This is a genomic window from Streptomyces sp. NPDC002838, from assembly GCF_040295365.1.
Taxonomy (GTDB): domain Bacteria; phylum Actinomycetota; class Actinomycetes; order Streptomycetales; family Streptomycetaceae; genus Streptomyces.
In genome coordinates this window covers 1-24,988 of sequence record NZ_JBEOVF010000077.1, presented here as the reverse complement: position 1 = coordinate 24,988, position 24,988 = coordinate 1, and the positions used below count along the sequence as shown (strand labels likewise).

The 24,988-nt window shown below is 69.7% G+C and carries 25 protein-coding genes and 2 pseudogenes; 17 read left to right on the top strand and 10 right to left on the bottom strand.

The window, feature by feature from the left end:
* Positions 1-81 precede the first annotated feature (81 nt).
* Complete coding sequence (locus ABT063_RS47210) at positions 82-459, bottom strand: VOC family protein (protein ID WP_351067464.1); 378 nt, start codon at positions 457-459, stop codon at positions 82-84.
* A gap of 254 nt (positions 460-713) precedes the next feature.
* Here ABT063_RS47210 and ABT063_RS47205 point away from each other — a divergent pair, with 254 nt between their 5' ends.
* Together ABT063_RS47205 and ABT063_RS47200 are read left to right on the top strand one after the other, a co-directional pair.
* Positions 714-1,538 carry an ISL3 family transposase gene (locus tag ABT063_RS47205; RefSeq protein ID WP_351067461.1) on the top strand — a complete coding sequence of 275 codons (825 nt, stop codon included), beginning with the start codon at positions 714-716 and terminating at the stop codon, positions 1,536-1,538.
* Positions 1,535-2,269: a transposase gene (locus tag ABT063_RS47200; RefSeq protein WP_351067458.1), complete on the top strand. Its 735-nt coding sequence runs from the start codon at positions 1,535-1,537 to the stop codon at positions 2,267-2,269. The genes ABT063_RS47205 and ABT063_RS47200 overlap by 4 nt, the downstream gene beginning before the upstream one ends.
* 490 nt (positions 2,270-2,759) lie before the next feature.
* Here the strand turns inward: ABT063_RS47200 and ABT063_RS47195 are convergent, their stop codons facing one another.
* The gene (locus tag ABT063_RS47195; protein ID WP_351067456.1) at positions 2,760-3,230 is read right to left on the bottom strand and encodes an SMI1/KNR4 family protein; all 471 of its coding nucleotides are present in this window, start codon (positions 3,228-3,230) and stop codon (positions 2,760-2,762) included.
* Positions 3,231-3,356: 126 nt separating this feature from the next.
* Here ABT063_RS47195 and ABT063_RS47190 point away from each other — a divergent pair, with 126 nt between their 5' ends.
* From ABT063_RS47190 to ABT063_RS47135, 11 genes are all read left to right on the top strand, one after another.
* The gene (locus ABT063_RS47190) at positions 3,357-3,878 is read left to right on the top strand and encodes a hypothetical protein (protein ID WP_351067453.1); all 522 of its coding nucleotides are present in this window, start codon (positions 3,357-3,359) and stop codon (positions 3,876-3,878) included.
* 434 nt (positions 3,879-4,312) lie between these two features.
* The gene (locus ABT063_RS47185; RefSeq protein WP_351067451.1) at positions 4,313-4,444 is read left to right on the top strand and encodes a hypothetical protein; all 132 of its coding nucleotides are present in this window, start codon (positions 4,313-4,315) and stop codon (positions 4,442-4,444) included.
* Positions 4,445-4,489: 45 nt separating this feature from the next.
* Positions 4,490-4,756 (top strand): hypothetical protein, encoded by a 267-nt coding sequence (locus ABT063_RS47180; RefSeq protein WP_351067449.1) that lies wholly within the window; start codon positions 4,490-4,492, stop codon positions 4,754-4,756.
* 1,215 nt (positions 4,757-5,971) lie between these two features.
* The gene (locus tag ABT063_RS47175; RefSeq protein ID WP_351067446.1) at positions 5,972-6,499 is read left to right on the top strand and encodes a GNAT family N-acetyltransferase; all 528 of its coding nucleotides are present in this window, start codon (positions 5,972-5,974) and stop codon (positions 6,497-6,499) included.
* Between the two features lie 286 nt (positions 6,500-6,785).
* Positions 6,786-7,085, top strand: a complete 300-nt coding sequence (locus ABT063_RS47170; protein WP_351067444.1) for an MFS transporter — start codon at positions 6,786-6,788, stop codon at positions 7,083-7,085.
* A complete protein-coding gene (locus ABT063_RS47165; protein ID WP_351067441.1) occupies positions 6,980-8,041 on the top strand; it encodes an MFS transporter in 1,062 nt (353 codons plus the stop codon). Before ABT063_RS47170 ends, ABT063_RS47165 begins: the two co-directional genes overlap by 106 nt.
* A 278-nt stretch (positions 8,042-8,319) precedes the next feature.
* Positions 8,320-9,267, top strand: a complete 948-nt coding sequence (locus tag ABT063_RS47160; protein ID WP_351067440.1) for a transposase — start codon at positions 8,320-8,322, stop codon at positions 9,265-9,267.
* Positions 9,268-9,337: 70 nt separating this feature from the next.
* The gene (locus tag ABT063_RS47155) at positions 9,338-9,511 is read left to right on the top strand and encodes a hypothetical protein (RefSeq protein ID WP_351067438.1); all 174 of its coding nucleotides are present in this window, start codon (positions 9,338-9,340) and stop codon (positions 9,509-9,511) included.
* 718 nt (positions 9,512-10,229) lie between these two features.
* Positions 10,230-10,634: a GntR family transcriptional regulator gene (locus ABT063_RS47145; protein ID WP_351067436.1), complete on the top strand. Its 405-nt coding sequence runs from the start codon at positions 10,230-10,232 to the stop codon at positions 10,632-10,634.
* Positions 10,631-11,527: an ABC transporter ATP-binding protein gene (locus tag ABT063_RS47140; RefSeq protein WP_351067434.1), complete on the top strand. Its 897-nt coding sequence runs from the start codon at positions 10,631-10,633 to the stop codon at positions 11,525-11,527. The genes ABT063_RS47145 and ABT063_RS47140 overlap by 4 nt, the downstream gene beginning before the upstream one ends.
* A complete protein-coding gene (locus ABT063_RS47135) occupies positions 11,524-12,531 on the top strand; it encodes an ABC-2 membrane transporter-related protein (RefSeq protein ID WP_351067432.1) in 1,008 nt (335 codons plus the stop codon). Before ABT063_RS47140 ends, ABT063_RS47135 begins: the two co-directional genes overlap by 4 nt.
* A gap of 164 nt (positions 12,532-12,695) precedes the next feature.
* On the opposite strand, the pseudogene ABT063_RS47130 reads toward ABT063_RS47135, so the two are convergent.
* A pseudogene (locus ABT063_RS47130) lies at positions 12,696-13,079 on the bottom strand (NF041680 family putative transposase); the annotation flags it as partial.
* 134 nt (positions 13,080-13,213) lie between these two features.
* On the bottom strand, positions 13,214-14,209 hold the full coding sequence (locus tag ABT063_RS47125; RefSeq protein WP_351067430.1) for an aldo/keto reductase: 996 nt from the start codon (positions 14,207-14,209) through the stop codon (positions 13,214-13,216).
* A gap of 128 nt (positions 14,210-14,337) precedes the next feature.
* Here ABT063_RS47125 and ABT063_RS47120 point away from each other — a divergent pair, with 128 nt between their 5' ends.
* The gene (locus ABT063_RS47120) at positions 14,338-15,198 is read left to right on the top strand and encodes a helix-turn-helix transcriptional regulator (RefSeq protein WP_351067427.1); all 861 of its coding nucleotides are present in this window, start codon (positions 14,338-14,340) and stop codon (positions 15,196-15,198) included.
* Between the two features lie 269 nt (positions 15,199-15,467).
* Here the strand turns inward: ABT063_RS47120 and ABT063_RS47115 are convergent, their stop codons facing one another.
* Both ABT063_RS47115 and ABT063_RS47110 read right to left on the bottom strand, forming a co-directional pair.
* A complete protein-coding gene (locus tag ABT063_RS47115; RefSeq protein ID WP_351067425.1) occupies positions 15,468-15,800 on the bottom strand; it encodes a hypothetical protein in 333 nt (110 codons plus the stop codon).
* Positions 15,801-15,842: 42 nt separating this feature from the next.
* Positions 15,843-16,079 (bottom strand): hypothetical protein, encoded by a 237-nt coding sequence (locus ABT063_RS47110; protein ID WP_351067422.1) that lies wholly within the window; start codon positions 16,077-16,079, stop codon positions 15,843-15,845.
* Between the two features lie 131 nt (positions 16,080-16,210).
* Here ABT063_RS47110 and ABT063_RS47105 point away from each other — a divergent pair, with 131 nt between their 5' ends.
* Positions 16,211-19,309, top strand: a complete 3,099-nt coding sequence (locus ABT063_RS47105) for an AfsR/SARP family transcriptional regulator (protein WP_351067420.1) — start codon at positions 16,211-16,213, stop codon at positions 19,307-19,309.
* 95 nt (positions 19,310-19,404) lie between these two features.
* Here ABT063_RS47105 and ABT063_RS47100 read toward each other — a convergent pair whose 3' ends face one another.
* Positions 19,405-20,319 (bottom strand): DUF4394 domain-containing protein, encoded by a 915-nt coding sequence (locus tag ABT063_RS47100; protein WP_351067418.1) that lies wholly within the window; start codon positions 20,317-20,319, stop codon positions 19,405-19,407.
* Positions 20,320-20,573: 254 nt separating this feature from the next.
* Between ABT063_RS47100 and ABT063_RS47095 the strand changes: the two genes are divergently transcribed.
* Positions 20,574-20,912: a hypothetical protein gene (locus ABT063_RS47095; RefSeq protein WP_351067416.1), complete on the top strand. Its 339-nt coding sequence runs from the start codon at positions 20,574-20,576 to the stop codon at positions 20,910-20,912.
* 95 nt (positions 20,913-21,007) lie between these two features.
* Here ABT063_RS47095 and ABT063_RS47090 read toward each other — a convergent pair.
* Positions 21,008-21,189: pseudogene (locus ABT063_RS47090) on the bottom strand (IS5/IS1182 family transposase); the annotation flags it as partial.
* A 78-nt stretch (positions 21,190-21,267) separates the two neighbouring features.
* On the opposite strand from ABT063_RS47090, the gene ABT063_RS47085 reads away from it, so the two are divergent.
* Positions 21,268-22,001 (top strand): transposase gene (locus ABT063_RS47085; RefSeq protein WP_502991030.1). Its coding sequence is split into 2 segments (ribosomal slippage): positions 21,268-21,610 and positions 21,610-22,001, totalling 735 coding nucleotides; the frame shifts between segments, so codons are not numbered across the junction.
* 205 nt (positions 22,002-22,206) lie between these two features.
* On the opposite strand, the gene ABT063_RS47080 is transcribed toward ABT063_RS47085, so the two are convergent.
* Positions 22,207-23,100, bottom strand: a complete 894-nt coding sequence (locus ABT063_RS47080) for an alpha/beta fold hydrolase domain-containing protein (RefSeq protein WP_351067414.1) — start codon at positions 23,098-23,100, stop codon at positions 22,207-22,209.
* A gap of 375 nt (positions 23,101-23,475) precedes the next feature.
* Positions 23,476-24,888 (bottom strand): Tc toxin subunit A-related protein, encoded by a 1,413-nt coding sequence (locus tag ABT063_RS47075; protein WP_351067411.1) that lies wholly within the window; start codon positions 24,886-24,888, stop codon positions 23,476-23,478.
* Positions 24,889-24,988 lie beyond the last annotated feature (100 nt).

The following is a 24,988-nucleotide window of genomic DNA, read 5'->3' as shown; positions in this document are numbered from 1 at the left end:
CATCCGCCGGCCGGTGACATCTCCAACCGCCCGACCGCCCCGGCTCCATTCGGAGCCGGGGCGGTTTCTCGTCGTGTGCGGTCAGGACTGGGGAGGGTTGCGGCACAGGCAGAACGGATGACCGGCCGGGGCGATGTAGACCTGCCAGCCGTAGCCGGACTCGCCGACGAAGCTCTTTTGGAGGGTGGCGCCCAGCTTGATCACCCGGCGCTGCTCGGGCTCGAACTCGTCCACTTCGAAGTCGAGGTGGAACTGTTGCGGATGCTCCTGGCCCGGCCAGCTGGGCCGCTGGTAGTTCTCCACCCGCTGAAACGACAGCTCGACGCCGTCGTTGCGCAGATTGCCCCAGTCCTCGGTGCTGATGTCGGTGTTGATCTCCCAGCCCAGCAGCTCGGCGTAGAACTCGGCCAGCTTTTCGGGGTTGGGGCAGTCGAGGATGACATCGGTGAACGTCAGCATCCGACGTGCGCCTTCCCGAACGATCTCATCCAACAACGAACCGCCGCTTGGCGTGCTGCCATCCTCGTTGACTACCGTAAGCACGGCGTGCCTTCCCGACCGGCGCGGCAACGTCGGCCTTACTCGATGACCTATCGATCGACCCATCGGGAAGGTACGCCTCCTTCAACCGGGAGTGATCCACAGATGCTGAGCATTGCTCGGCCTGGCAAAGCCCCGACTGCAGGACCGTTCCGCCTGGGAATGTCTCTGGCATGCAGGTGGAGACGTGTGAGGAAGTCCTCTTGCCGGGCCTGAACCTCAAGGCACGGCAACTCGTGGCCTGCGAGGACTACTTGGTGGTCGACGCGGCCGCGTGCGGCCTGCCGGTCAACTGTCCCCAGTGCCAACGTCCCGCTGCACGGGTTCACAGCCGATACTGGCGCCACGTTGCTGGGTTACCCGTCGGCCGGCGGGGGCTGGTCGTCCGACTGCACGTGCGTCGGTTCTTCTGCGATCAGATTCAGTGTCAACGCCGGACCTTCGTGGAACAGGTGACGGGCCTGACCGAACCACGACGCCGTCTTTCCACGCCAGCACGCTCGGCGACGAGGGAAGTAGCGATAGAACTCGGCGGGCGCCCGGGCCAGCGTCTATGTGCAAGACTGCGGCTTCCCGGTCGGCGGACCGCGCTCCTGGGACACCTGGTCGCCCCGCCCGTGCCAGCCCGGGCACCGCGAATACTTGGCATCGACGAGTTCGCGTTGCGCAAGGGACGGACCTACGGCACCGTCCTCGTCGATGTGGAGACCTCAAGGCCCGTCGACGTCCTGCCGGACCGTGAGACCAGCTCCGTTGCCACTTGGCTCCACGAGCACCCCGGCGCCGAGATCGTGTGTCGCGACCGTTTGATGGCTTTCACCAAGGCCATCAAACAGGCAGCCGCTGATGCCATTGAGGTCGCCGATCGCTGGCACCTCCTCCAAAAATCTCTCAACGGCAGTGGAGAGGACGTGCCGTCGGCATCGCGCATGCCTGCGCCGACCTGTCGCCGCAGACGCCAGGTCGACGCTGGCTGCACCGGCGACGCCCCTCCTTGACCGAGTACGCCAACGCCACAGGGAAATCAACGAATTGGCCGCTGCGGGCCTGTCTCTCAGCGCCATCGGCCGTCGCCCGCAACTGGACCGCAAAGACGGTACGGCGCTACCGGAACAAAGACCTCCAGGAGCTCCTCGCCTCGGCACGAGACCGCGGCCGAGGTGTCCTCGACCCGTTCGTTAACTACGTACAGCATCGTTTCGAGGCCGGCTGCACCAACTCGATGCAGCTCTACCGCGAGTTGCTCGCGCTCGGCTGCACCGGCGGCTACCACGTCGTGAACCGCTACGTCAGGGCCATCAGGAAGGGCGTTGCGATCCCCGCCCATGCAGCGACACCCAGCCCTCGCACTATCACCACATGGATCATGCGCCCACAGGACACCCTCCGGTTCGAGGAGATCGTGCAGCTGGAAACCGCACGGAATGCCTGCCCGGAGATCACCGCCGTCTGTGACCTCGCACGGGAGTTCACAGCCATGGTCCGTCACCGTCAGGGCCACCTACTTCGGGACTGGATCCAGAAAGCTGAGCTGAGCGGCCCCGAGGCCATCGGCATCTTCGCCGACTCCGTCCGCCAGGACCTCCGGGCCGTCACCGCCGGCCTCACCCTGTCCTACAGTTCCGGCGCTGTCGAAGGCCACGTCAACAGGATCAAGACGATCAAGCGCCAGATGTACGGCAGAGCTTCATTCAAGCTGCTCAGAGTCCGCATCCTCCTCCAGGCGTAGCCATCACGGAAGAGCGGCCAGAACCCTTCAGATGGCCACTGAGCGCGATAGCTGGCCAGCTGGTTCCACGTGGTGACGGAACGCTCGTCGACAGCGGGCGTGCCCCTTCCGCAGGAAGGGGGAGGATGAACCGCCCGGGTTCGTTGGAGATCGAACCCGGGGCGGTTCACACCCGATGGTTGCGTGCTCGCGGTGTTCGCAACCCCGAGGAGCTCGCGAGGAAGGCGGTGGCTGCCGCCGAGCGGCAGCCACCGCCGTTCCCGGCGCGGCTGTAGTCGCCCAGCTGGTTCGGACACTCGGAGTGTAGAGCGGTTGCAGCCACCCAATCCGGGACACGGAGTGATCGCGGACTGTTGCCCTCCGGGAGCGCGGCCATTCGACACCACTGTTCGCCTCCGATCTGCCAAGGCGGCAGACACGCTCCCCCGTAGAGCAATGCGGAGCCAGAGGCATGGGCAAGTCGTCGGGCGTGGCGGTTCGCACTTCCAGGTCAATGCGTTGTGGGTTGAGTGCTCAAGACGCTCTCGACGGTTAGCCTGCCCGCCATGGTCTCGACCAGCCACTCCGCCAAGGTGATCCCCTGCGGCCAGCAGTCGCCTTCGTGGGTGCACCACATCGGCCCAACGAGGTCACGGAAGTCCACCAAGGACCATGGTGTCCCCCAGTCGTAGACCGGCACCAGGCCAGCGGGGATCCGATCAGAAGGATCCGGTCCCTCTTGATAGATCTCTGCGAGGTCGTTCCAGTCGCCCTGAGGAGCCCCGCCGCTTACGTCCAGGATTCCCTCGGCCGGGCCGAAGCCTCCGTTCGCCACCTCTAGGTAGAGGCGCCGCAGCAGGGGTGGGAGCGGAAAGCCGATGGTCTGCTCCGCTTCCGTGATCGCCGCCGGTGTCGCGGGGGCAGGCGGGTTGCCTCCTGCGGCACGGTCGCGGACCGCCTCGACTACCTCATCATCCACCATGAGGAGCACCTTCTCAGACTTGTTCGGACATCACTGATAATCCCAAAGGGGCACCACGCGCTCGGCCAGGCCCTGTCCGGCGGGCCGCGCCAGAACACGCCGGGCGTCCACGAGAGTGTCTACCTCATGCGGGACGAGCAGGTCCGCGCCGCCTCGACGAGGGTGGTCGCCGAGGGGCTCGAAGCGGCGGTCCAGGACGCCGAGCGGCGTACGCGGATGCGCAGGGCGACCGGCACTGAATATCGGAGTGTGGCAGGACGAACTCGGCCTGTCTGCGCACGATGCGTCGCAGCTGGCGGCGGTCGGCTGGACACCGCCACGGCAGCCTGTACCGATTTCGAGCACAGCCCGTTCTCCGCCTCCGGGCCGTGCGCGGTGTCCTTCCTGATGTGCTTCGCCTGCCCGAACGCGGTGGCCACTGACCGGCACCTGCCCCGGATCGTCTACCTGCACCAGGCGCTGGAATCTCTGCGCTCCACGGTCAGTGCGGCTGTCTGGGCCGCGGACTGGGCCGCTCACTATGCGCGGGTCGAGGACTTCGTACGCGCGCACACGACGCCGGCGTCGTTCAGCCGTTCGCACGCTGAGCTCACCGATGGCGACCGGGCGGCGGTCAACCGGGTGCTGGATCGAAGGCTTGATCCATGAACGTGGCCGCCGCACCGGCGAGTTCGGTGCTTCTGGCCTGCCCTCGCCCGGCACGCCGGTCTTCCCTCTGGAGCGGGCCCGTCCCGGGCTGGCCGCCCGGGATCTGCCCCGCTGCGGCGACGACCGCTGGGACCTGGCCGGCATGGATCACGGCGAGTCAGGCTTCGGCCTGTCCGTGCACTGGGGCGCGATCCAGCAGCCGCTGCGCGACGGCATGAAGCGGGCGGCCTGGGCCCTGATCAACGTCCCGGCACCTGATGCGATCACGCGGAGAAGCAAGTACCGGGCACGCAGCCGGCTGGCTCCGGCGACGCTGAAGAACGCCTTCAAAGCCTGGAAGGCGTTTGCCCGGTGGCTCGCCGCGTACGAGGTCATTGCCCTGTGCGAGGTCACCGCCGACATGCTCGCGCAGTACACAGAGGTCCTGCGCAGCCGTGGCGGTGCTCGAGGAACTCACCGACGGCATCTGGCTGTTCCCCCGCCACCTGAACAAGGCCCCCGAGCGAGGGGCCGCCCAGGCGCTCACCCAGCGCGGAGCCCGCGACCGCATCGCGCACTTCACCTGATGGGCCAACCAGTTCGCCGCCGACCACAACCGCCTCCACGAAGTGGTGCCGGACGATCCGGACGGACGTATCGTCCTGACCCGTTTCCGCCGCACGATCGCCTGGTTCATCAACCGTCGGCCCGCCGGCCGCATCGCGCTCGGCATCCAGTACGGACAGCTGCACGCCACCATGGCCGAGAACTACGTCGGACGCTCCACCACCGACATGCACCAACTCCTGGATCCCGAACGCGCGCTGAGCACCGCTGAGACTCTCGCGGATGCCGCGGAGCACCCGTTCGCCCGGGCGGACGGAGCGAACCTGCAGTAGCACAGGACGACATTCTGGACCTTGAGCAGGGACAGCCAGACGACGCCCTCGTCGGCGCTCCCGTGCCCTCTCGGCGTGTAGCCGGTCGACGCCGGGCACCCTATAACCTTTCAGGTTTCCGCCAGCGTGCTATCAGCAGACGATGAGCGAGCCGTCACCGAGAGGGGTGACGCAGACAGCGAGGCAAAAGGCCGCCTGCGGCGTCTCGTCGTCCCATCGGCCCTGGGCAGAGGCAGCCCGGTTGATGCCGCTGCCTTCGTTCGCAGCGGTGCCGGAACCTCCTTCGTCGTCGAAAGGACCGCACGCATGATCACGCTTATGGACCCTGAGCTGGACACCGAGACCCCGGCTCCGGGCCTGGACGCACCCGCACTCCATCCCGCCACTGCGAAGAACGGTCCGGGTGCCGGCAACCGGAGGCCCGTGCGCCGTTCCGCCACCGCGAAGAGCACCCCGGGCATCGGCGGCCGCTACAAAGGCACTCCGGGCGCCGGTAGCCGCAGGCCCGTGCACCGACCCGCCACCGCGAAGGGCGGCAGTCCGGGTCTCGGTACCCGCAGGTCTGCCCGCCGCGCCGCCACCGCGAAGGGCGGCGGTCCGGGTGCCGGCAACCGGAGGCCCGTGCGCCGTTCCGCCACGGCGAAGGGCACCGGTCCGAGCATAGGTACCCGCAGGCCCGTGCGCCGCCCCGTCACCGCCAAGACCGGTCCGGGCTTCGGCAACCGCAGGTCTGTCCGCCATCCGGCCACGGTGAAGGGTGGCGGTCCGAGCATAGGTACTCGCCGGTCTGTGCGCTGCTCCGTCACCACGAAGGGTGGCATTGGCATCTGCGGCCGCAGTGCCGTCCGTCGCCGTCCGTCGTTGAAGTCGGGCGGTATTGGCGTCGGCACCCGACGCAGGTCTGTCCGCTACCCGGCTACCGCGAAGAACGGGGGCCCGAGTGTCGGTACCCGCGGGGTCGTTCGCCGCCCCGCCACGTTCAAGGGCACCGGCATCGGCGTCGGTACCCGCCGCCCCGTCCGGCACCCCGCTGTGACGAGGTTGGGCATCAGCATCAGGGGCGGGGTCAGCATTGGTGATCGGTCTCGCAGGTCCCTGCCCGTTGGCCCGAACGGCATCTAGGCGACGCAGGCTTCGGCTGGTGGCAGAAGGCGGGACGAAGCGGATGGGCGTCCGCCGGTCACGGTGGAGCGGTGGGAGGGGCTGGAGTGTGCCGTGCAGCTTGATGTCGTGCTGCCGATGTACAAGGAGATCTGGGCCGAACCGCCGTACTGCGAAGGCGTCAAGGAGATCGCCGAGTTCCTGGACCGCTTCGTGCAGGAGGTCTTCCTTCCCCGTGCCCGCCTCGTCATCGCGCGCTGCGGCGATGTGCCGATCGGGTACGCCTTCGGCTACCCCCTGCCGCCCGATACCGGCTGGTGGAAGGCGATGGAGGACGAGACGGTGCCGGAGTTCACGGCCGAGACCGGTGGGCGCACGCTGGGTATCGTTGAACTCGCGGTCCGCGCCAGATGGCGGCGGCAGGGGGTAGCGGCCCAGATGCATGCGCATCTGCTGGAGGGCCTGGGAGTTGAGCGGGTCACGCTGGCGATGCGGCCGGAGGCGGAAGCGGCACCGGCGCACGCCGCCTACGCCGCGTGGGGCTACCGCCAGGTCGGTCACTGGCGGCCGGCCGATGAGGAGCCCGTCTCCCACGTCATGCTGCTGACTCTCCCGGTTGCCGTCCACGAGGCCGGCCGGTGACCGGGAAGACGGCCGCAGCGGTCAGCGGCTGTCGGGGCGGTGCGCTCGCGGACCGGGGTGGTAGTGCGTTGGGGAAGACAAGGACGAAGAGGCGGGCAGTCCACGTGCCGGCGGATTCCGGCCCGGGCGGGTGTTCGCCGCGCGGGTGGCGGATGGCGGGCGGTGGGGGCCCCGGCGTCGGCGGCGCGTCTGACACCGCTGTGCGGACCGTGCGGGTCGCCTGATGAGCAGGGCGGGGACGAGAGCGACGCGCCGTCGTGGGAGCGCGGGGGATGCGCCGTCGTGGGTGGGGCTGCCGCGGGAGCGGGGCTTTCGGCTGTACTGGGGTGCGCAGAGCGTGTCGCTGGTCGGGGACGAGATCAATATCTTGGCGATCCCGCTGGCCGCCGTGCTGTTGCTGGACGCGGGCGCGGCCGAGATGGGCTGGCTCACGGCGGTGGCCCTGCTGCCGTCGTTGCTGCTGTCGATCCCCGGCGGGGCGTGGGCGGACCGGCAGACCGACCGGCGCAGGGCGATGATCGTCGCCGACGTTGGGCGGTTCGCGGCGGTGGCCTCGATACCGCTGGCGTATGCGTGCGGGCGCTGACGATGGCTCACCTGTATGTGACGGAGTTCGCCGTCGGGGCGTTGACCGTGTTGTTCCGGGTCTGCAATCACCACGTGTACGCGTCCGTGGTCGCCGCGGAGCGGTATGTGGACGGTAACGCGCTGCTGTCCGGGAGCAGGTCGGCGGCCGCGGTCGCCGGTCCAGGCGCGGGTGGGGCGTTGGTTCAGGCGCTGTCGGCGCCGTTCGCACTGCTGGTGGACGCCGTGACCTATCTGGTGTCGGCGGTGTGCCTGGGACGCATCAGGGCGCGGGAGGCGCCGCCCGCACCTCGTGAGGCGGGCGGGTTGGCGGCCGGGCTGCGCTGGGCGACAGCGAACCGCACCCCGGGCCTGCTGTTGGCCGGGGTGTCCATGCTGAGTCTGTGCCACACCTTCCTGATGACGCTGTTCGTGCTGTACGGGGCCACCGAGCTGGGGCTGACAGCCGGGGCACTGGGCGCGGTGGTTGCCGCAGCCGGGCTCGGCGGACTGGCCGGCGCCTACCTAGCGCCGCGTGTGGTGCGGCGGATCGGTATCGGCCCGGCCGTCGTCGCCGGCTTCGTGTGGTTCAGCCTGCCCTTGCTGCTGGTGCCGCTGGCCGAGGGCCCGGTGCCGTGGGTGATCGCGGCGCTGGTCGCTGCGCAGCTCGGCACCGGCTGCGGAGCCGCGGTCCTGGACATCGCGGCCAACAGCTATCTGATCGCCGTCATCCCGCCCACGCTGCGCTCCCGCGTGATGGGCGTGGTCCAGACAGCCAACTTCGGCGTGCGCCCGATCGGCGCGGTGCTGGCCGGCACGCTGGGCGCCGCGCTCGGCCTGCGGACCACCCTGTGGATCGGCACGACGGGTGCCGTGCTGAGCGTGCTGTGGGCCCTGACATCCGGGCTACCCCGCGTCCGGGAACTGCCCGAGACCGCCACGCCAGGTATAGAAGAGCATAAAGAAGCGGGGGTTTGACTACCGCACGGTGCCGGTCCGAAAGGTCCAGAGAGCCGGTACGGGCTGCTGACGAGCTGGTGTGGGAAGGCGATGGCGGTCCAGGTCCAGCGGTTGTTGTCCTCGGGGTGCGGATCTTCGGTCGCCTGGCCCTCGGGCGGTGTGGATCGGGCGTCAGAACAATCGTGTACCCGGCCGTGAAAGATCAGTTGAAGGATACGAATTGGCTCCTGTGGCCAGGTGTTGAGGTTCACCGACCCATCAGGGCCAGCCCTGCAACACGACAGACTTGACACGGAATGGTCGTAGTCGACGCCCTCGACCGGCCGTACGTGGTCGGGGGCGCGCACCCACCCCCGGTACTCCGCCGCCTCCACACCGCCGTCCTCGCGATCTCGGTACGACGGCATGCCCACGAGATAGACCGAGCCCGTCTCCGTTTGCCGCCGCTTCCACAGCCGCGCGACGACTTCCTGCTGCTCGGTCCCGAGCAGGGGATCGGCGGGCAGCACGACCCGGACCGGCACAGGCACGTGTTCGGTCGCGTCGTCGGCAGCCGCCATCAGCAAGCCGATCTCGCCTCACAACATGAAGAACCTGGCCTTCATCAGGCTGCTGTACCGCCAGGGCATCGAGCAGTCGCTCCTGCCCGAGCCGCTCTCCTTCACGTCGGTGCTGACCTTCCACGACGCGGTGGAGATGTTCCTCATTGTCACGGCCGAGCACCTGGGCGCCGTCGTGAAGGACCGGAACCCGTTCATCAAACGGTTCTTCGAGGGGCTGCACCCGAGCAGCTTTCCCGGCGGTGTCGAACTCCAGGGGCAGTACGCGATGTCGCGGTGTTCGCCGCGTATGCCTCTCGCCGGGGTCGGACGTTGGTGGACCGGGAGCTGTATCTGCCGAAGTCCTGGACGTCCGACCGTGAGCGGTGCCGGGCGGCGAAGGTGCCCGACAGCCGTGGTTTCGCCACCAAGACGGAACTGGCCCGGATCCTGGTCACCCGGGCCGCTGGCCGCTCCGTTGCCCATCTCCTGGGTGACCGCGGATGCCCTCTTCGGTCAGGACTGGCACTTCCGCCGCATGCTCGAGGAAGCCGGCCTCGGGTACGTCGTGGCGGTGCCGAAGTCGCAGCAGATCAAGTCTCTCGCCGGTTGCTGGCGCATCGACCAGCTCATTGGCGATGCCCCCGGCAATGCATGGGAGCGGCTCTCGTGCGGGGAGGGCGCCAAGGGTCCCCGCGTCTATGACTGGGCAGCCGCCCGGCTTCCCGCCGTCCCGTTCTTCGACGGTGACGAGCCCAGCCATCACCGGTGGGTCATGGCCCGCCGCAGCATCGCCAGGCCGGACGACATCGCCTACTACCTGGCCCATGCTCCCGCCGGCACCTTGGTCAGCGAGCTGGTCGAGGTTGCAGGAAGCCGCTGGGCCATCGAAGCCTGTTTCCAGAGCGCGAAGAACGAGTGCGGGCTGGGTCAGTACGAGGTCCGCTGATACCCGGGCTGGTACCGGCACATCACCCTTGCCGTGCTCGCCCACGCCTTCCTCGCCGCCCTGGCCGCCATGGCCGCCAGGGCTGGAACGGAAAGGGGGGCCGCAGAAACGGATCAGCCCTCGTACCCCTCACCTTGGCAGAAGCCCGGCGGCTCATGGCATCTTGCCGCCCCAGGACAGGACGCCACCACCGCCACATTGATCAGGCACTGAGATGGTCCCGCTGGCGCCGTCGTCACCAGGCGACTGCCAGACGCTGCCACTACAAGCGACGCACCGCCGGTCACGAACTCCCGCCACATGACGGACCGTCAGCTCGATACACTCAGAAACAGGCTCCTGACCAGCAGCGATAGCGAACTGCAACTGGAGTACTAAGGGCTTCGTTGTTCTCCCGCGCCGGTGGGTGGTGGAGCGATCTTGGTCGTGGATCATGCGTGCCCGTCGGCACTGCCGCGACCACGAACGCCTGCCTGAGATGAGCGAATCGCTGATCACATGGGCCGCCATCACCCTGATGCCCCGGCGTCTGACCCGTCGGTCAAGCCACCCTGCCACACAGGTCACGACGTGGGCTCCGGTCGCACAAGCGGCCTGGCAGCCCGCCCCGGTTCCCCATGCCTCCCACGCAGCTCCTCTGTCGGTTTCGGCCGATGCCGCACCTTCCCTGTTGACCGAGCATCACATGAGGAGGCTAAAGTACTAGGCAACTAGATAAATGGAGGAACCGGTGATTGAGTTCCACCTGAACGGCCGGTCTGGTCTGTCTCCGTACCAGCAGCTGGTCCAGCAGGTGCGCCACGCGCTGAGGCTCGGCCTGCTTAAGGAGGGGGACCGGCTCCCCACGGTCAAGGAGGTGGCCCGGCAGATGGCGGTCAACCCGAACACCGTGCTCAAGGCGTACCGGGAGCTGGAGCACGAGGGACTGGTGGCTGCCCGGCCGGGTGTGGGGACGTTCGTGACCCGGACGCTGGCCGACGCCTCGCTCGCCGCGCACGGCCCGCTCCAGAAGGACCTGCGGCGCTGGCTGTCCAAGGCCCGCCTGGCCGGCCTCGACGAGGAGTCCATCGAGGCCCTGTTCATGACCACCTTTCGGACCACCGCCGGAGAGGACGTAGCGTGAGCGCCGTCTTACGGGCCCAGGCCCTGGGCAAGAGATACAAGCAGCGCTGGGCGCTGCAGAACTGCGACCTGAACGTGCCCGCCGGGCGGGTCGTCGGGCTGGTCGGCCCCAACGGGGCGGGCAAATCCACCCTGTTGAACCTGGCCTCCGGGATGCTGACGCCGACCGCGGGCACCATCGAGGTGTGCGGCGGCCGACCCGCCACCGGCCCGGACCAGTTGGCCAAGGTCGGCTTCGTCGCCCAGGACACCCCGACCTACGCCGCCTTGAGCATCACCGATCACCTGCGGCTGGGTGCCCGCCTCAACCCCGGCTGGGACGACGTCCTGGCCCGGGACCGGATCCGGCGGCTCGGCCTGGACCTCAAACAGAAGGCCGGGAGGCTGTCCGGCGGCCAGCGCGCGCAGCTCGCCCTGACCCTGGGCCTCGCCAAGCGGCCCGAGCTGCTCATCCTGGACGAGCCGGTCGCCGCCCTGGACCCGCTCGCCCGGCGAGAGTTCATGCAGGACCTGATGGAGGCCGTCGCCGAGCACGAGCTGAGCGTCGTGCTCTCCTCCCACCTGGTCTCCGACGTGGAGCGGGCCTGCGACTTCGTCATCGTCCTGGTCGACTCCCGGGTGCAGGTGGCCGGCGACATCGACGACCTGGTCGCCTGCCACCACCGGCTCACCGGACCGCGCCGGGACCCGGACACGCTCCCGGCCGGTCAGCACGTCATCACCGCCAGCCACACCGAACGGCAGACCACCCTCCTGGTGCGCACCGACACCGCGGTCCACGATCCGTCCTGGACCGTCAGCCCGCTCGGTCTGGAAGACATTGTCCTGGCCTACATGACCCGGCCCGCCGATGCGGTACATGACACCCGACCCGCACTGGAGGTCCTTCGATGATCTGGCTGACCTGGCGCCAGTTCCGCACCCAGGCCGCCGTGATGTTTGCCGCGGTGGCTGCCCTCGCCGCCACCCTCGCGGTCACCGGACCGCAGCTGGCCGACCTCTACCGAGCTGCCGGCAGCAGCCTGGTGGACCGGCTCTCCAGTTCGGACCAGACCGTCTACTACGCCGGACTGGTGGTTGTGCTTGCCGTGCCGGCGGTCATCGGGATGTTCTGGGGCGCGCCGCTGATCTCCCGTGAACTGGAGACCGGTACCCACTACCTTGCGTGGAACCAGGGCGTCACCCGCACACGCTGGCTGGCGACCAAGCTGGGCCTTGGTGCGGCGGCCGCCATGACCGCTGCCGGACTGGCCGCACTCGCGGTCAGCTGGTGGAGCAGCCCCATCGACCGGGCTGTCAACGGCGGTGGCGCGACGGACACGTACTTCGCGCGGCTCGACCCCGTGGCCTTCGCCGCACGGGGTGTCGTCCCCATGGCCCATGCCGCCTTCGCCTTCGTCCTGGGCGTCGCCCTCGGCCTCGTCATCCGCCGCACCCTGCCCGCGATGGCAACCACGCTCGTCGTCTACGCCGCCGTCCAGATCTCCGCGCCGATGTGGATCCGGCCCCACCTGGCAGCCCCGGACCGGACCACCGTGCCGATCGAGCCCGGCGGCGCCCCCATCAGTGTCCAGGAGGGCGCCAAGCAGATCGTCGCGCACCCCGAAGTGCCCGGTGCCTGGGTCACCTCCCAACAGACGCTGAACGCCGCCGGTCAGCCGGCCCCCGTGCCGTCGTCCTTCGCCGACTGCCTGCACACCGAGTCGGGCCCGCCCACCCTGCAGCAATTCGACCGCTGCGTCGCCGATCTCGGCGCCCTGGGCTACAAGCAGCAGGTGACGTACCAGCCCGCCGGCAACTTCTGGGCCCTTCAATGGACCGAGGCCGGGCTCTACCTCGGCCTCGCCCTGGCCCTGACCGGGTTCTGCGCCTGGTGGATCCGCCGACGCCTGACCTGACAAGGCAGCAGGTCCGGAGCGCGACGCCGGACCGCTGAAGCAGGTGCGAGGGGCAGCCGGGGTCATCCGGCTGCCCCTCGCGGTGTTTCACAGTGTCGTGTGTCATCGGATACGAGGACGCCAGTCTTTGCATGACTGGATCAGACACAGGCACTGAGCTTGTCCTACCTTCCAAGCGTGGGTCTGAGCTGGTCACGTTCGGCGATGGTCTCGGGCCGCCTGACCGTTTTGCCCACGTCGTAGCGGGTGGCGGGATGCCGGTTCTTCGAGCCGAGTGGTCTGCCGGGGCCGGGCCGATTGGGTTTCGGCGCACGGGCCGGGCAAGGCGAGTTCGGGCGGAGGTTCCTGAGCCCCCGGCGGACCCGGGCGGGGGTGAGTCGGCCAGGCTCGGCCGGCTTCTCCCAGGGGCGGCGGAGGTCCGCGGCCAGCGGGCGGGCGAGGCGGAGTTGGGTGTGGGCGGCGACGACCAGCCAGGTCCACCGGTCCGCCGCCTCGGGTGCGCGGAGCTTCGGGCGGGTCCAGCCCAGCGTCTGCTTGATCATCCGGAAGGGCTACGGCCGGACGCTTGCTGCCGTGGCCCTGCTCTGCCCAGGCTCACGCTGTGCGGGACAGAGCGCGTTGCCCAGGGTGCCGATTTCCCGGCGGGACCCGCGCCGGAGCGGGCCCCGCCGGAGAGCCGGACTCAGTTCCCCACGCCGAGGCCGGACATGTGCGCGGACGGGTATCGGTCGCCGCGCGCCGCGCCCGGCGGCACCGCCTTCTCGATCTCGGCGAGGTCGTCCGCGGTGAGGTTCAGCTCCGCCGCGGGCAGCGCCTCGGCCAGCCGCTCGCGGGTGCGGGCGCCGACCAGCGGCACGATGTCCTCGCCCTGTGCGGCCACCCAGGCGATGGCCAGCTGGGCGACGGTGCACCCCTTCGCCTCGGCGACCCGGCGCAGCGCCTCCACGAGGGCGAGGTTGTGTTCCACGTTCCCGCTCGCGAACCGCGGGTTGAGGGCGCGGAAGTCACCGGGGCCGGCAGTCTGGCCGGCGGACCAGTGCCCGGAGATGAGGCCGCGGCCGAGGATGCCGTACGCGGTCAGGCCGATGCCGAGCTCCCGCAGCGTAGGCAGAACGTCCGCCTCCGCCGCGCGGGAGAGCAGCGAGTACTCGATCTGCAGGTCGGCGATCGGGTGCACGGCGTGCGCCCGGCGGATCGTCGCGGAGTCCACCTCCGAGAGGCCGATGTGCCGCACGTACCCGGCGTCGATCGTCTCCTTGATCGCGCCCACTGTCTCCTCGATCGGTACCGCCGGGTCCAGCCGGGCGGGACGGTAGATGTCGATGTGGTCGGTGCCCAGCCGGGTCAGCGAGTAGGCCAGGAAGTTCTTCACCGCCTCGGGCCGGTTGTCCTGCCCGCTGAACTCGGGGCCCGGTCCCCGCAGTTGGCCGAACTTGACGCTCAGCTGGTAGCTGTCCCGGTCCCGGCCGCGCAGCGCCTCGGCGAGCAGCAGCTCGTTGTGGCCCATGGCGTAGAAGTCGCCGGTGTCGATCAGCGTGACGTCGGCCTCCAGGGCGGCGTGCACGGTGGCGATACTCTCCGCGCGGTCGGTCGCGCCGTAAGCGCCCGACATGCCCATCGCACCCAGGCCCAGCGCGGAAACGGCCGGGCCGGTGCTGCCCAGGGTTCGTGTCTGCATCGCGTTCTCTCCTTCGTCGTCGGTCTGGCACCCACCGTGCGCCCGGGCCACGACGTGCGGGAGCGGAGCGTTCATCATGGGAGAGCCGCTCCCTGGCTCGGCTCGCCCCCGCGCGGGACCATGGGGCCATGCAACGTGACGAGCTCGCCGACTTCCTGCGCCGTCGCCGCGAGACGATCCGCCCGGCCGAGGTCGGCCTCGCCGAGGGCCCCCGCCGCCGCACCGCCGGCCTGCGCCGGGAAGAGGTGGCCATGCTCGCCGGCATGTCGGTGGACTACGTCGTACGCCTCGAACAGGGCCGCAGCAGTCAGCCCTCGACCCAGCTGCTCGGCGCGCTGGCCCGGGCATTGCGCCTCTCCGACGACGAGCGCGACCACCTGTTCCACCTGGCCGGCCACCGGCCCCCGCCCGCCGACGAGGTGGCCCGCCTGGCCCGCGCCGGCCTGATCCGCATGCTCGACCTGCTCGGCGACACCCCGGCCCTGGTGCTGTCCGATCTGGGCGAGGTCCTCGCTCAGAACCGGGCAGCCGTCCTGCTGACGGGCGACCACACCGGCTTCTCCGGTGACCGGCGCTACGTCGTATACCGCTGGTTCACCGACCCCGCTGCCCGCGCCGTCTGCCCGCCCGAGGAGCAGGAGCATCAAGCCCGTCAGCTCGTGGCCGACCTGCGCGCGGCCGTCGGCCGCCGGTCCGACGACCCCACGGTCGCCGGACTCGTCGACCGGTTGCGGGCCACGAGCGCCGACTTCCGCCGGCTGTGGGCCGAGCACGAGGTAGCGGTCCGGCGCGCCGCCCGCAAGACCTTCCTGCACCCGCGGGTGGGCCGTCTGCTGATGGACTGCGAGACCCTGGTCACTCCCGACCAGGGTCAGCAGCTGCTGGTACTCACCCCGGCGGACGCCGAGGCCCGCGAGCGGCTCGAGCTGCTGCGGGTACTCGGCATCGAGGAATTCCCCGCGGCGGCACATGGCACGCCCGGACGGTGAAACGGCCAACCACGGGGCACCGGCTCGGTATCCAGCGGCCCGTCGGCGCAGTGGCCGTCCCCGAGCTGCGGGATTGCTGGGCGGCCGACTTGCGGGTCCGCGTCAGGACAGGCGGGGCTCTCCAAGTCGTACCGCTGAACCTGCCAGCGCGCAGCTGGATGTACGACCGTCATCACCCGCTCAGGTACAGCGAACTGCTGCGCGCACTACAGCCTGGCCGCCACATACGAACAGCCGCCCTGAGGCCGGCGGCCGCGGAGATCTACCTGTCACCTGCGAGCCTGCGCCTGCTCGCGGACCTGGCCCGCCGTCCGGCCGCCCAGCTGGCCCGCGCACTGCCCCACCTGCGCACCGGGCACCTCCTGCACGATGACGCACCCCGGGCGCGCAACGCGGTGTGGCTGCGCGGCGCCGGGCGAGGGCCGCTGCCCGGCTGCCCGCTGTGCATGGAAGAAGGTGCGTGGCTGGTCTCCTTCGGCCCTCGGTGGACACCGGGCGGGTGCGGGCGCCAGGTGAGCCATGTAGCGCGGGTCGATCTGGTCGGTGCAGACGGCGAGATCGGGATTGTCGATCAGGGCGTTGGTGTCGACGGTCAGACGCACCGGCCACGGGTCGGTCGGCAGCAGCTCGGTCAGACCACGCAGTTAGCAGCGGCTCTCATCCTCGCGGGGCGCGCCCGGTCCGTACTGCCCGTACAGCTGCGCCAGGCGTTCACGGTTGTCCTCGGCAAAGGCCTCCAGCCGCTGTAGGCAGCCCTCCTGCTGCTCGGCACTGACTGCCTTGAGCACGACCTGGAGGATGTCCGCAGACAGGTCGGGGTCGTGGCCGGTGTAGCCGGTCAGGGACACGAAGATCCGCTGGGTCGCCCTCCCGTCGGTCACCGTGCCATGCCTTTCAACGACCGGACTTCTCCACGCCACTGGGCCGGAATGCGCCTTCCGGATATGGCGAGGATGGCGATAGAGAAAAGGAAGGATGGGGGAGTTGTGAAACTGCAGGGCAGGGGGGACTCATGCGCATTCAGGTTCTCGGGCCGGTTTCCGTCTGGAGGGACGACTCACGGCTGACCCTCGGCTCACCTCAGCGCCGTGCGATCCTCGCCCTGCTGGCCGTGTCCCGTGGCCTGCAACTGCCGTTCTCCGGGCTGGCGGACGCCTTGTGGGGAGAGCGGCCCCCGGCGAGCGCGTCGAACGTCGTCCAGACCCACATCAAGCACCTGCGCCGACTGCTAGAGCCCGAGCGGCCACCGAGAGCGCCCAGCACAGTGCTGCCCCGGCTCGGCGACGGCTACGCGCTGCGCGTCCCCGACGACGCTGTCGACCTGTTGCGCTTCCGCGACCTGGTCACCGCGGCGGACAGCGCACGTCGCAACGGTGACGGGGAGCGGGCCGCCGCTCTGCTGGCCGGCGCGCTCGGCGTGTGGCAGCAGCCGCCCCTCGCCGACCTACCGTCCCTCGCCGCCCACCCGACGGTCGTCGCGCTGGCGGGGGAGCGCCGCGGTGTGGTGGCCCAGTACGGCGAAGCCATGATCGCGACAGGAAGGAGCTCCCACGCGCTCCCCGTCCTGGAGGAGGCCGCCGCCGCGCAGCCCCTGGACGAGGACGCCCAGGCCCGCCTCATCCGTGCGTACGAGGCTGTCGGCAGGCGTGACCAAGCGGTCGCCGTGTACCGGCGAAGCCGCCGCCGGCTGGCCGACGAACTCGGCGTCGACCCCGGGCCCGAGCTGTCCGAGGCCTTCGCCGCCGTGCTGTGCCGCCGCCCCGAGCCCTCCGCTTCCAGCCGCACGCGAGCTGCTGGCCCGGACCGGGCCACCGGCTCGGCCCCGGGGGGCCTCGCCGCCGCGCTCCCCACACGGTCACCCACCCGCTCACCGGCGCAGTTACCCGCCGACGTGCCCGACTTCTCCGGCCGGGACGCCGAACTGTCGGCCCTCGACCGCCTGCTGGCCGCGGCGGAGGCGAACCCCACGGCGATGGCTGTCTCGGTGGTCTCGGGCACCGCCGGAGTGGGCAAGACCGCCCTGGCCGTCCACTGGGCGCACCGGACCCGGGACCGGTTCGCCGACGGCCAGCTCTATGTCAATCTGCGCGGATACGACCCGGACCACCCCATGGCGCCCGGCGACGCTCTTACCCGCTTCCTCACCGTCCTCGGGGTCCCCGGCGAAGCGATCCCGCTCGACGTCGACGAGCGCGCGAGCCGGTACCGGACCGAGATGGCCGAGCGGCGGATGCTGGTGGTCCTGGACAACGCACTGTCCGAGGAACAGGTCCGCCCCCTGCTTCCCGGCTCATCGTCCTGCGCCGTCCTGGTCACCAGCCGGGACAGCCTGGCCGGCCTGGTGGCCCTGCACGGCGCCCGCCGCATCGCACTGCGCCCGCTCCCGCCGCCCGATGCCATCGCCCTGCTGCGGACGCTCATCGGCGCGCGGGTCACCACCGAGCCGGGCCCGGCCGCGGCCCTGGCCGAACAGTGCGTAGGACTCCCGCTGGCACTCCGGATCGCGGCCGAACTCGCCGCCGGACGCCCGTCGCTGCCCCTGGCGGACCTGGTGACGGAACTGGCCGACGAGCAGCGGCGACTGGACCACCTGGACGCGGGCGGCGACCCGCGCGCCGCGGTCCAGGCCGTTTTCTCCTGGTCGTACCAGCGTCTGCCCGCCCACATGGCCCGCACCTTCCGGCTGTTCAGCCTGCACCCCGGACCGGAGACCGACGCCCACGCCGTCGCCGCCCTGATCGGCGACATGCCTCACGCACCGGACGGGAAACGGGACCATGGGCCGGAAGAGAAGCAAGCCGCCGCCCTCGACGGCCCGGCCCGGTCCGCCAGGACGCTGGCACTGCTGGCCCGTGCCCACCTCCTCCAGCCGGCCGGGCCCGGCCGGTACAGCACGCACGACCTGCTGCGCGCCTACGGCCACCGCCTCACCCGCACGCGCGACTCCGACACCGACCGGCAGGCCGCCCTGACCCGGCTCTTCGACCACTACCTGAGCACGGCCGCGGTCGCCATGGACGCCCTGTACCCGGCCGAAGGACATCACAGACCCGCGGTCCCGCCCCCCGCCCACGCCTCGCCGATCGCAGGCGACCCGGACGCGGCACGGGCCTGGCTGGACACCGAACGCCCTACCCTGGCCGCGATCTGCGCGGTCGCCGCAGACCGTGGCAGGCCGCGGCACGCCGTCCAGCTGGCCGCCGTGCTCTTCCGCCACCTCGACGCCGGCCATCACACCGAGGCGCTGGAGATCCACCACCATGCCCTGCGCGCCGCCGAGCGGACCGGCGACACGAAGGGACAGGCCCACGCGCTGACCAACCTCGGCTGCGTGCACTGGCGGCTCGCCGACGCCGCTTCGGCCGCGGACCACCTCATACGGGCCCTGGAACTGCACCGGCGTACGGACGACCGTGCGGGACTGGCCAGGACCCTGTCCAACCTGGGCAACGTCCACTGGCGTCAGGGCCGCCTCCACGAGGCCGCCCGCTGCCACCAGCAAGCCCTCACCCTCTACCGGGACACCGGGGACCAGGTGGGCCAGGCACGCACCCTGACCAACCTCGGCAACGTCTGTCTGCGGCTGGGCGACCATGAACAGGCGGCCGATCACCAGCGGCAGGCCCTCGCCTTGCACGACCTCACCGGTGACCGGATCGGCCGCGCCCGCACCCTCTCCCACCTCGGCAACGCGTGCCTGCGGCTGGGCCGGTACGACCAGGCGGCCGATCACCAGCGGCAGGCCCTCGCCCTCTTCAGGGAGCTCGGACACCCCGGCGGCGAGGCGTACGCATTGTCCGGCCTCGGCGACACCCGGTTGCGGCAGGGCGCGTTCGAGACCGCGGCCGAGCATCATCGGCGCGCCCTCGACCTGTTCCGGGAGAACGGGGAACGCTACGGCGAGGCGTCCGCGCTCAACGGCCTCGCCGAGGCGCTGTACGGCAGCGGCCACTACAACGAGGCGCTTGTACACCACTCCACCGCCGCAATGGTCGCGGCCGTCACCGGCGAGCAGGACCAGCTGGCCCGCGCCCGCGCGGGCGCCGATCGGGCCCGCCACGCCCTGGAGCCCGGGGCCGGTGCCGCCGCGTCGACGGCACCGGGCCCATGAACCCGGCCCCCCGTCTGGGCCGACAGGGGTGAGCCCGCCCGAGCGGGGTGTGCGGGGGCGGGCTCACCGTCACCGGTCGGTTGACCCGACGTTCCTCAGGGGTTGGTGTCGAGCGCGACGGCCACGTCGCCGATGGTCAGCGGGAACCACGGATCGTCGACGGCGACCGCGGTCGCCGCCCCGGTGAGCAGGTCGACGGTGTAGAACGTCGTCAACGTGCTGTTGGGCGGCGTGATGGCGGCGAAGCCCGTGGCCGAGACCGTCTTGCCGTTGACCAGGTCGCTGTAGATGTCGAAGCCCACGTTGGGGCCGGCGTTCACGCCGAGCTTGCCGGTCGGGGCCAGCGCGCCGTTGTTGGCCGGCGACTGGATGACGACCTGGTCCGTGGTCGTGTTGATGTCGAACAGCGTGGTCGCGGTGTCCCCGTTCAGGTCGTTGTTCGTGTAGGCGGCGGCGGTGACGCCCCTGGATACGTTTTCGACCCCCGGCGTGGACAGGATGGAGTCCTCGACGGTGTGCCCGGCGGCGGGGGAGGCGCCCGGGGTCTTGTCGTCGATGTTGTGGCGGAGGTTCTGCCCGTTGTCGCTGATCACCCGCAGCCGGTTGGCGGCCGGGTTGAAGTCGACCCCGAAGTTCGTGCCGTACAGCGGGATGGTGAGCTGGGAGACCTTGGTGACGACGACGTCGACGGTCTGGGGCGGGGTCTGGATCGTGTAGATGCCACCCTGGTTGCCGACGCCGTACATGACGCCGTTCTGGACGCGGAAGTCGATTCCGATAAGGGCGGTGTCACCGCTGAGCCCCTTGATGACTCGGACCCAGTCGAGCACGTCGGGTCTGTCGGTGGTGAACATGGCCATCCGCGTGCCGTCACTCGTGATCGCGAACGCCTGCAGGCTGGCGACCTGGGCCTGGGCCGTGCTGCTGCTCGAAGCGACGACCGCGAGTGCTGCCGCGGCGGACGCGACCGCCACGGCTGTGGTCAGCTTCTTCCTGATCCCTGCTTTCATCGGTGCTTCCTCCCGGTGGGCATGGCGTGGTGCGGGAATCGCGGCAAGGTTCCGCTTGGCCGAATCGTCAGCCGGCGAGCACAAACTATGAGCCGGGACTGGACATCCACTGGACGGCGATTGAACACCCTGGCCGGCAGGCAGCCGGCGATGTCGGCGCCACGGGCAGGTAGGGAGCCCCGCGTCTCAGGGCCCACCGCGACGTATGAGCGGACGTCATCGATGAAGCCTTGGCCCCACCGGTACTCCGAGGCGTGTCGAGCACGCCGTCAGGTCGGGGGCTCTCCTGCACCGTCCAGTTCACCGTCGCGCCGCCGGCACACTGGACGGCAAGCCTGACTCGCCGAGTTCAGCGGCACTTCCTCGCCTTCGGGCTCGGTGAGCTCTACGCACTCCAGGCCAGTGACGAGTTGGTAGGCCTCCATGAGCGCTTCGTTGATCTTGCCGAGCAGGGTCCCGACGTGCTGAGGACCTTCCTCGCCGAGATTGCAGACAGCCAGGTCGCAGCCCGCAAGAACCGTTGGCAAACGGCGCTGTTCCGGGCCCGGTCACAGAGCGCATGGTTCTGCACAGGCCGATTCATCCCGGCATAGGCCGGCACCGTCGTGCATCACCCCGCGACTTAAGAGTTCCGTAAGTGATCTTCGGACCGCTCCGGGGACGGTCGACCTCAACGGTCACGGTGCGCCTACCCGGCGAGGTTGAGGTTGTGCAGGCGGGCGATGCCAGCCATGGCGTCGTAGACGCCGTCACCACGCAAGCGGCAGTCGCGAAGCATCTTCCAGGTCTTCATGCGGGTGAAGCAGTGCTCGACCCGTGCCCGCACCCGTTGTGGCTCTTGTTGTGGGCCTGTTTCCAGGCGGGCAACTCTTCAGGCGTTGGTGCAGCGGTCCGTTCCGCAAAGCGCGACACAATTGGTCGGCGGTATGGGCGGCTGTGGGGTGACCCGTGGCACGGCGGAAGCCGTGGGAGATCAGTGACGAGCTGTGGGCGGTGATCGAGCCGCTGCTGCCGAAGCATGAACGGCGATTCCGGCACCCGGGGCGCAAGCGGATCGACGACCGCAAGACGCTGCAGGGTGTGCTGTTCGTCCTCTACACCGGGATCCAGTGGGAGTACCTGCCGCAGGAGTTGGGGTTCGGTTCCGGCCCTACCTGTTGGCGGCGGCTGGCCGAATGGCAGGAGGCCGGGGTGTGGGAGGAACTCCAGCGGGTGCTGCTGAACCGGTTGCGGGCGGCGGACCGCCTGGGCTTCTCCCGCGTCACCATTGATGCCTCGCACGTGCAGGCCAAGCGGGGGCGAAGCAGCCCAAAAGTCGGTCCGAGCCCGGTCCTAACGATGTCACCCAGCTTCTGCCCCTGGTCGACGGGCTGGCGCCGGTACGAGGCAAGCGCGGGCGGCCTCGGCGCAAGCCCAGGGCGTTGTATGCCGACCGCGGCTATGACCACGACCTTTACCGCCGCCGGCTGCGCGAGCGCGGCATCGTCCCGAAGATCGCCAGGCGGGGACAACCGCATGGTTCGGGCCTGGGCCGCGTCCGGTGGGTTGCCGAGTCCGCCATCGCCTGGCTCCGCGGGGCCCGCCGTCTACGGATCCGCTGGGAGACCCGGGACGACATGCATGACGCCTTCCTCCAACTCGCCCACTGCATGACCCTCGCCCGCAAGACCCCAGCATTCTGAAAGGACCCCTTTGACACCCTCGCGCACACCTGCGCCGCGCTGACCGGCTCCGAGGCGCCACCGGACCCCGAGATCACCTACGCCGACGGTTCGACGGCCCGTACAGGCTGCAGCGTGCGCTGCTGGCACACCTGGTACTGGGCTGCGGCCACGGCTCCGCCGGGGCCCGGTGCCGGCCGGCACCGGCTCGTTCGCACCCGGGACCTTACTCCACTTCCGCAAGCACGCCGTCCGTGTCCATGACCCAGCTTCCGCTCTCGACGCCGTACGCCTTCTTGTCTTTGAGCCACTTCCAGGACATGTGCTGCAGGACCTGGGCGGGTCGACGTTCCCAGAGCGGGTTGTGGTCCCAGCCCTCGAAACGGAACATCAGCTTGTCGGCACCCGGGATCGCCTTGTAAAGCTCCGGAACGGAGAAGTGCAGCACCGGCCCCATCTCCGGTGGCGTGTTGGCCGTTCTGTCCTGGTCTCCGTAGACGATGCACACCGGCACGGTGCTGCCGAGCGTGGAGCCGTGCGGCACGGTGCTCGCGTTCCAGCCCCACCAGTAGGAGTTGCGCCACCGCATGACGCCCTCGGGTGCCCCCGGGGTGGAGCCGCCCCACTTCTGGCCGATGCTGTCGCAGTCCATGATGGCCTCCCACACGTGGTCGGCCAGTTCCTTGTCACTGATGACGGCTTGGAGTCCCGCCTTGCTGGTCAGGTTCATCGGGAAGCCGAAGACCGCGGGCGGCTTGGACTCGGGCTTCGTGGGCAGGGGCGTTCCGGGAGGCGGAGCGAAGGGGTCGGAGGTGTTCGTCGACCATCGGCCGTTCGGGGGGAACATGGGCGCGAGAAGGAACATGCTCGCCACATGCCCGGGATTCTGCAGCGCGTACGGGCCCATGACGAACGCGGCCGCGGACCAGCCGATGAGTGCGACCTTCTCGTTGGCGCACCGCCCCCTGATGAACTTAACGACGGTGCCCAGTTCGTCCCATTCGCTCTTGGAGTTGCCCAGTTGGGACGCGTAGTTCGCTGCCGGGTCGCAGTCCTCCGTACCGGGATTGGTCTTCAGGAGGCCCCGCTGGGCCGGGTTGGCGTTGCACGGGTCGTGCATTTCCGGGCGGGGGGGAGAGCCCGGATCCCTGGAGGTCCATGATGTATACGTTGTAGCCCTTGCCCGCCAGGGCCTGCGCCCAGCTGTAGCTGGTGTCCGGGTGCGGGGAGCTGCCCTGCGCAGGGCGCACGAGGTCGAAGCCGGGGAGGGCCGGAACGCTCCTGCCGTGGAGCATGAGGACCGGCTTGGGGGTGCCCCCGGATCCGGTGGCCTTATATTCCCGTACGAAGAGCTCGATCTCGGTGCCGAAGTTCGCCGGGATGGTCGATTTGTGCTTGACCCGGTGGTTAACCGGACTCATGTGCGGCATGGTCGCCTCCCATGACTGTTTCGCCCTGAGGAACGGTTGGCTCCACCTCGTTCCGACTTCTCAGGTCATTCCGCGACGTCGTATTCCACCCACAGCAGTACGTCCCGCGCGGCGGCGATCCTGTCGGCATCGCTGCCTTTGTCGATCTCGAGATCGACGGCCCGGGCGGGGGAGCCACCGGTGGCTGCATTGAGCGGTTGCGCGTTGGATGGGTTCCCGTCGCTGAGCACACCGAGGTTGGACATCGCGATGCCGTCCACGATCTGGAACGTCGTGAAGGGGGCGGTGCCGAACCGGAGCCTGGCGGTGAACGTCCCGCCGTCTACACCGGGCAGGAGCACTGCGAGGTTGGTGACCTTCCCATTGGGGGGCAGCGGGAGCTTGTTGAGGGCGAAGCTCAGCTTCGCGGTCGGCGGCGGTTTCCGCATAGCTGACAGCGCGGCGGTATTGACCGAGAGCGTCGAGACGAACAGTGAGCGCGACGCGGGTGCCGCGGCGGCGACGGTGTCGCGCTCGGGCCGCCCGGCATCGTAGGCCGCTTGCAGGTCGAAGACGAGGAGTACGTCGGTGACGCGGCCGAGCCCCACGGAGTTTGCGCTCAGGGGCAGTTCCAGTGTCCACGTCGTCGTGAACGCAGTGCCCTCGAAAGGAAGAAGCTGCTCGCCGGGGAGGCCGTGCAACTCCAGGTCGCGTCGGCTCCGGAAGTCGCTGACCGGGTAGGCGTCGGCGAAGCGCAGCAGTGGAACTCGCTCGGCTGCGGGAGAGCGGCGCAGCAGCGAGGATCCCATGTTGGTGTGGATCCCGCGGGGCCGCTCCGTGGTCCCCGGAGCGTCCACCAGGACATCGACGGTGCGGATGCGGTGCGCGTAGGTGCCGGGATGGCCGGCCAGGAGGTCGTTGTCGGTGAGGGTGAATGTGCAGCGGCCGGTCTTCTTGAGCTGACCGAATGCCAGCGGCAGGTCACGCGCGAGAGAGTAGGTGCGGGTGAGCGGCAGACTCAGCCGGGCCGAGCCGAGGCGCACCGCCTCGAGCTCGGCGAGGTCCAGGGACAGCCGATCGACTCCACCGATGTCGCGCATGGAAGGGTCGAAGTATCCCAGCCGGATCACTTTGAGCGGCGTCGCCAGTTGGTAGGCGAGGGCTCGCTCGGCGAACCACGCGGCCTGACCGGCGAGGTCTAGGTAGCGGTGCAGGGAGCGCCGGGCGACGCCTGCCAGCGCGTCCCAGAAGTCGCGGTTGAGGAATCGCTCGTTCTGGTAGGCGATGAGGTCGCAGCTGTAGGCGAGTTCGGTCGCGGCGATCTGACCTTGGAGTTGTGCGATGGTCACCTGGCGCTCGTTCACTTTGACCGCGGCCTTGGCGGCGGGCAGCGTCTCGTCGCGCAGTGCCTTCAACTCGTCCTCGCGCTTGGTGGCGGCATCGGCCATGCCCTGCAGGGCCGTCGTGCTGATCACCGCGAACGTGCCGTATGCACCCACGACACCTAGGGCGTTTCGTTTGGATCATCGGGCGGACCAGAGGAAGATGCCTGCGATGTGGAGTCCGGCCAGGTAGATGGTCGCGGTCTTCTCGTAGCGG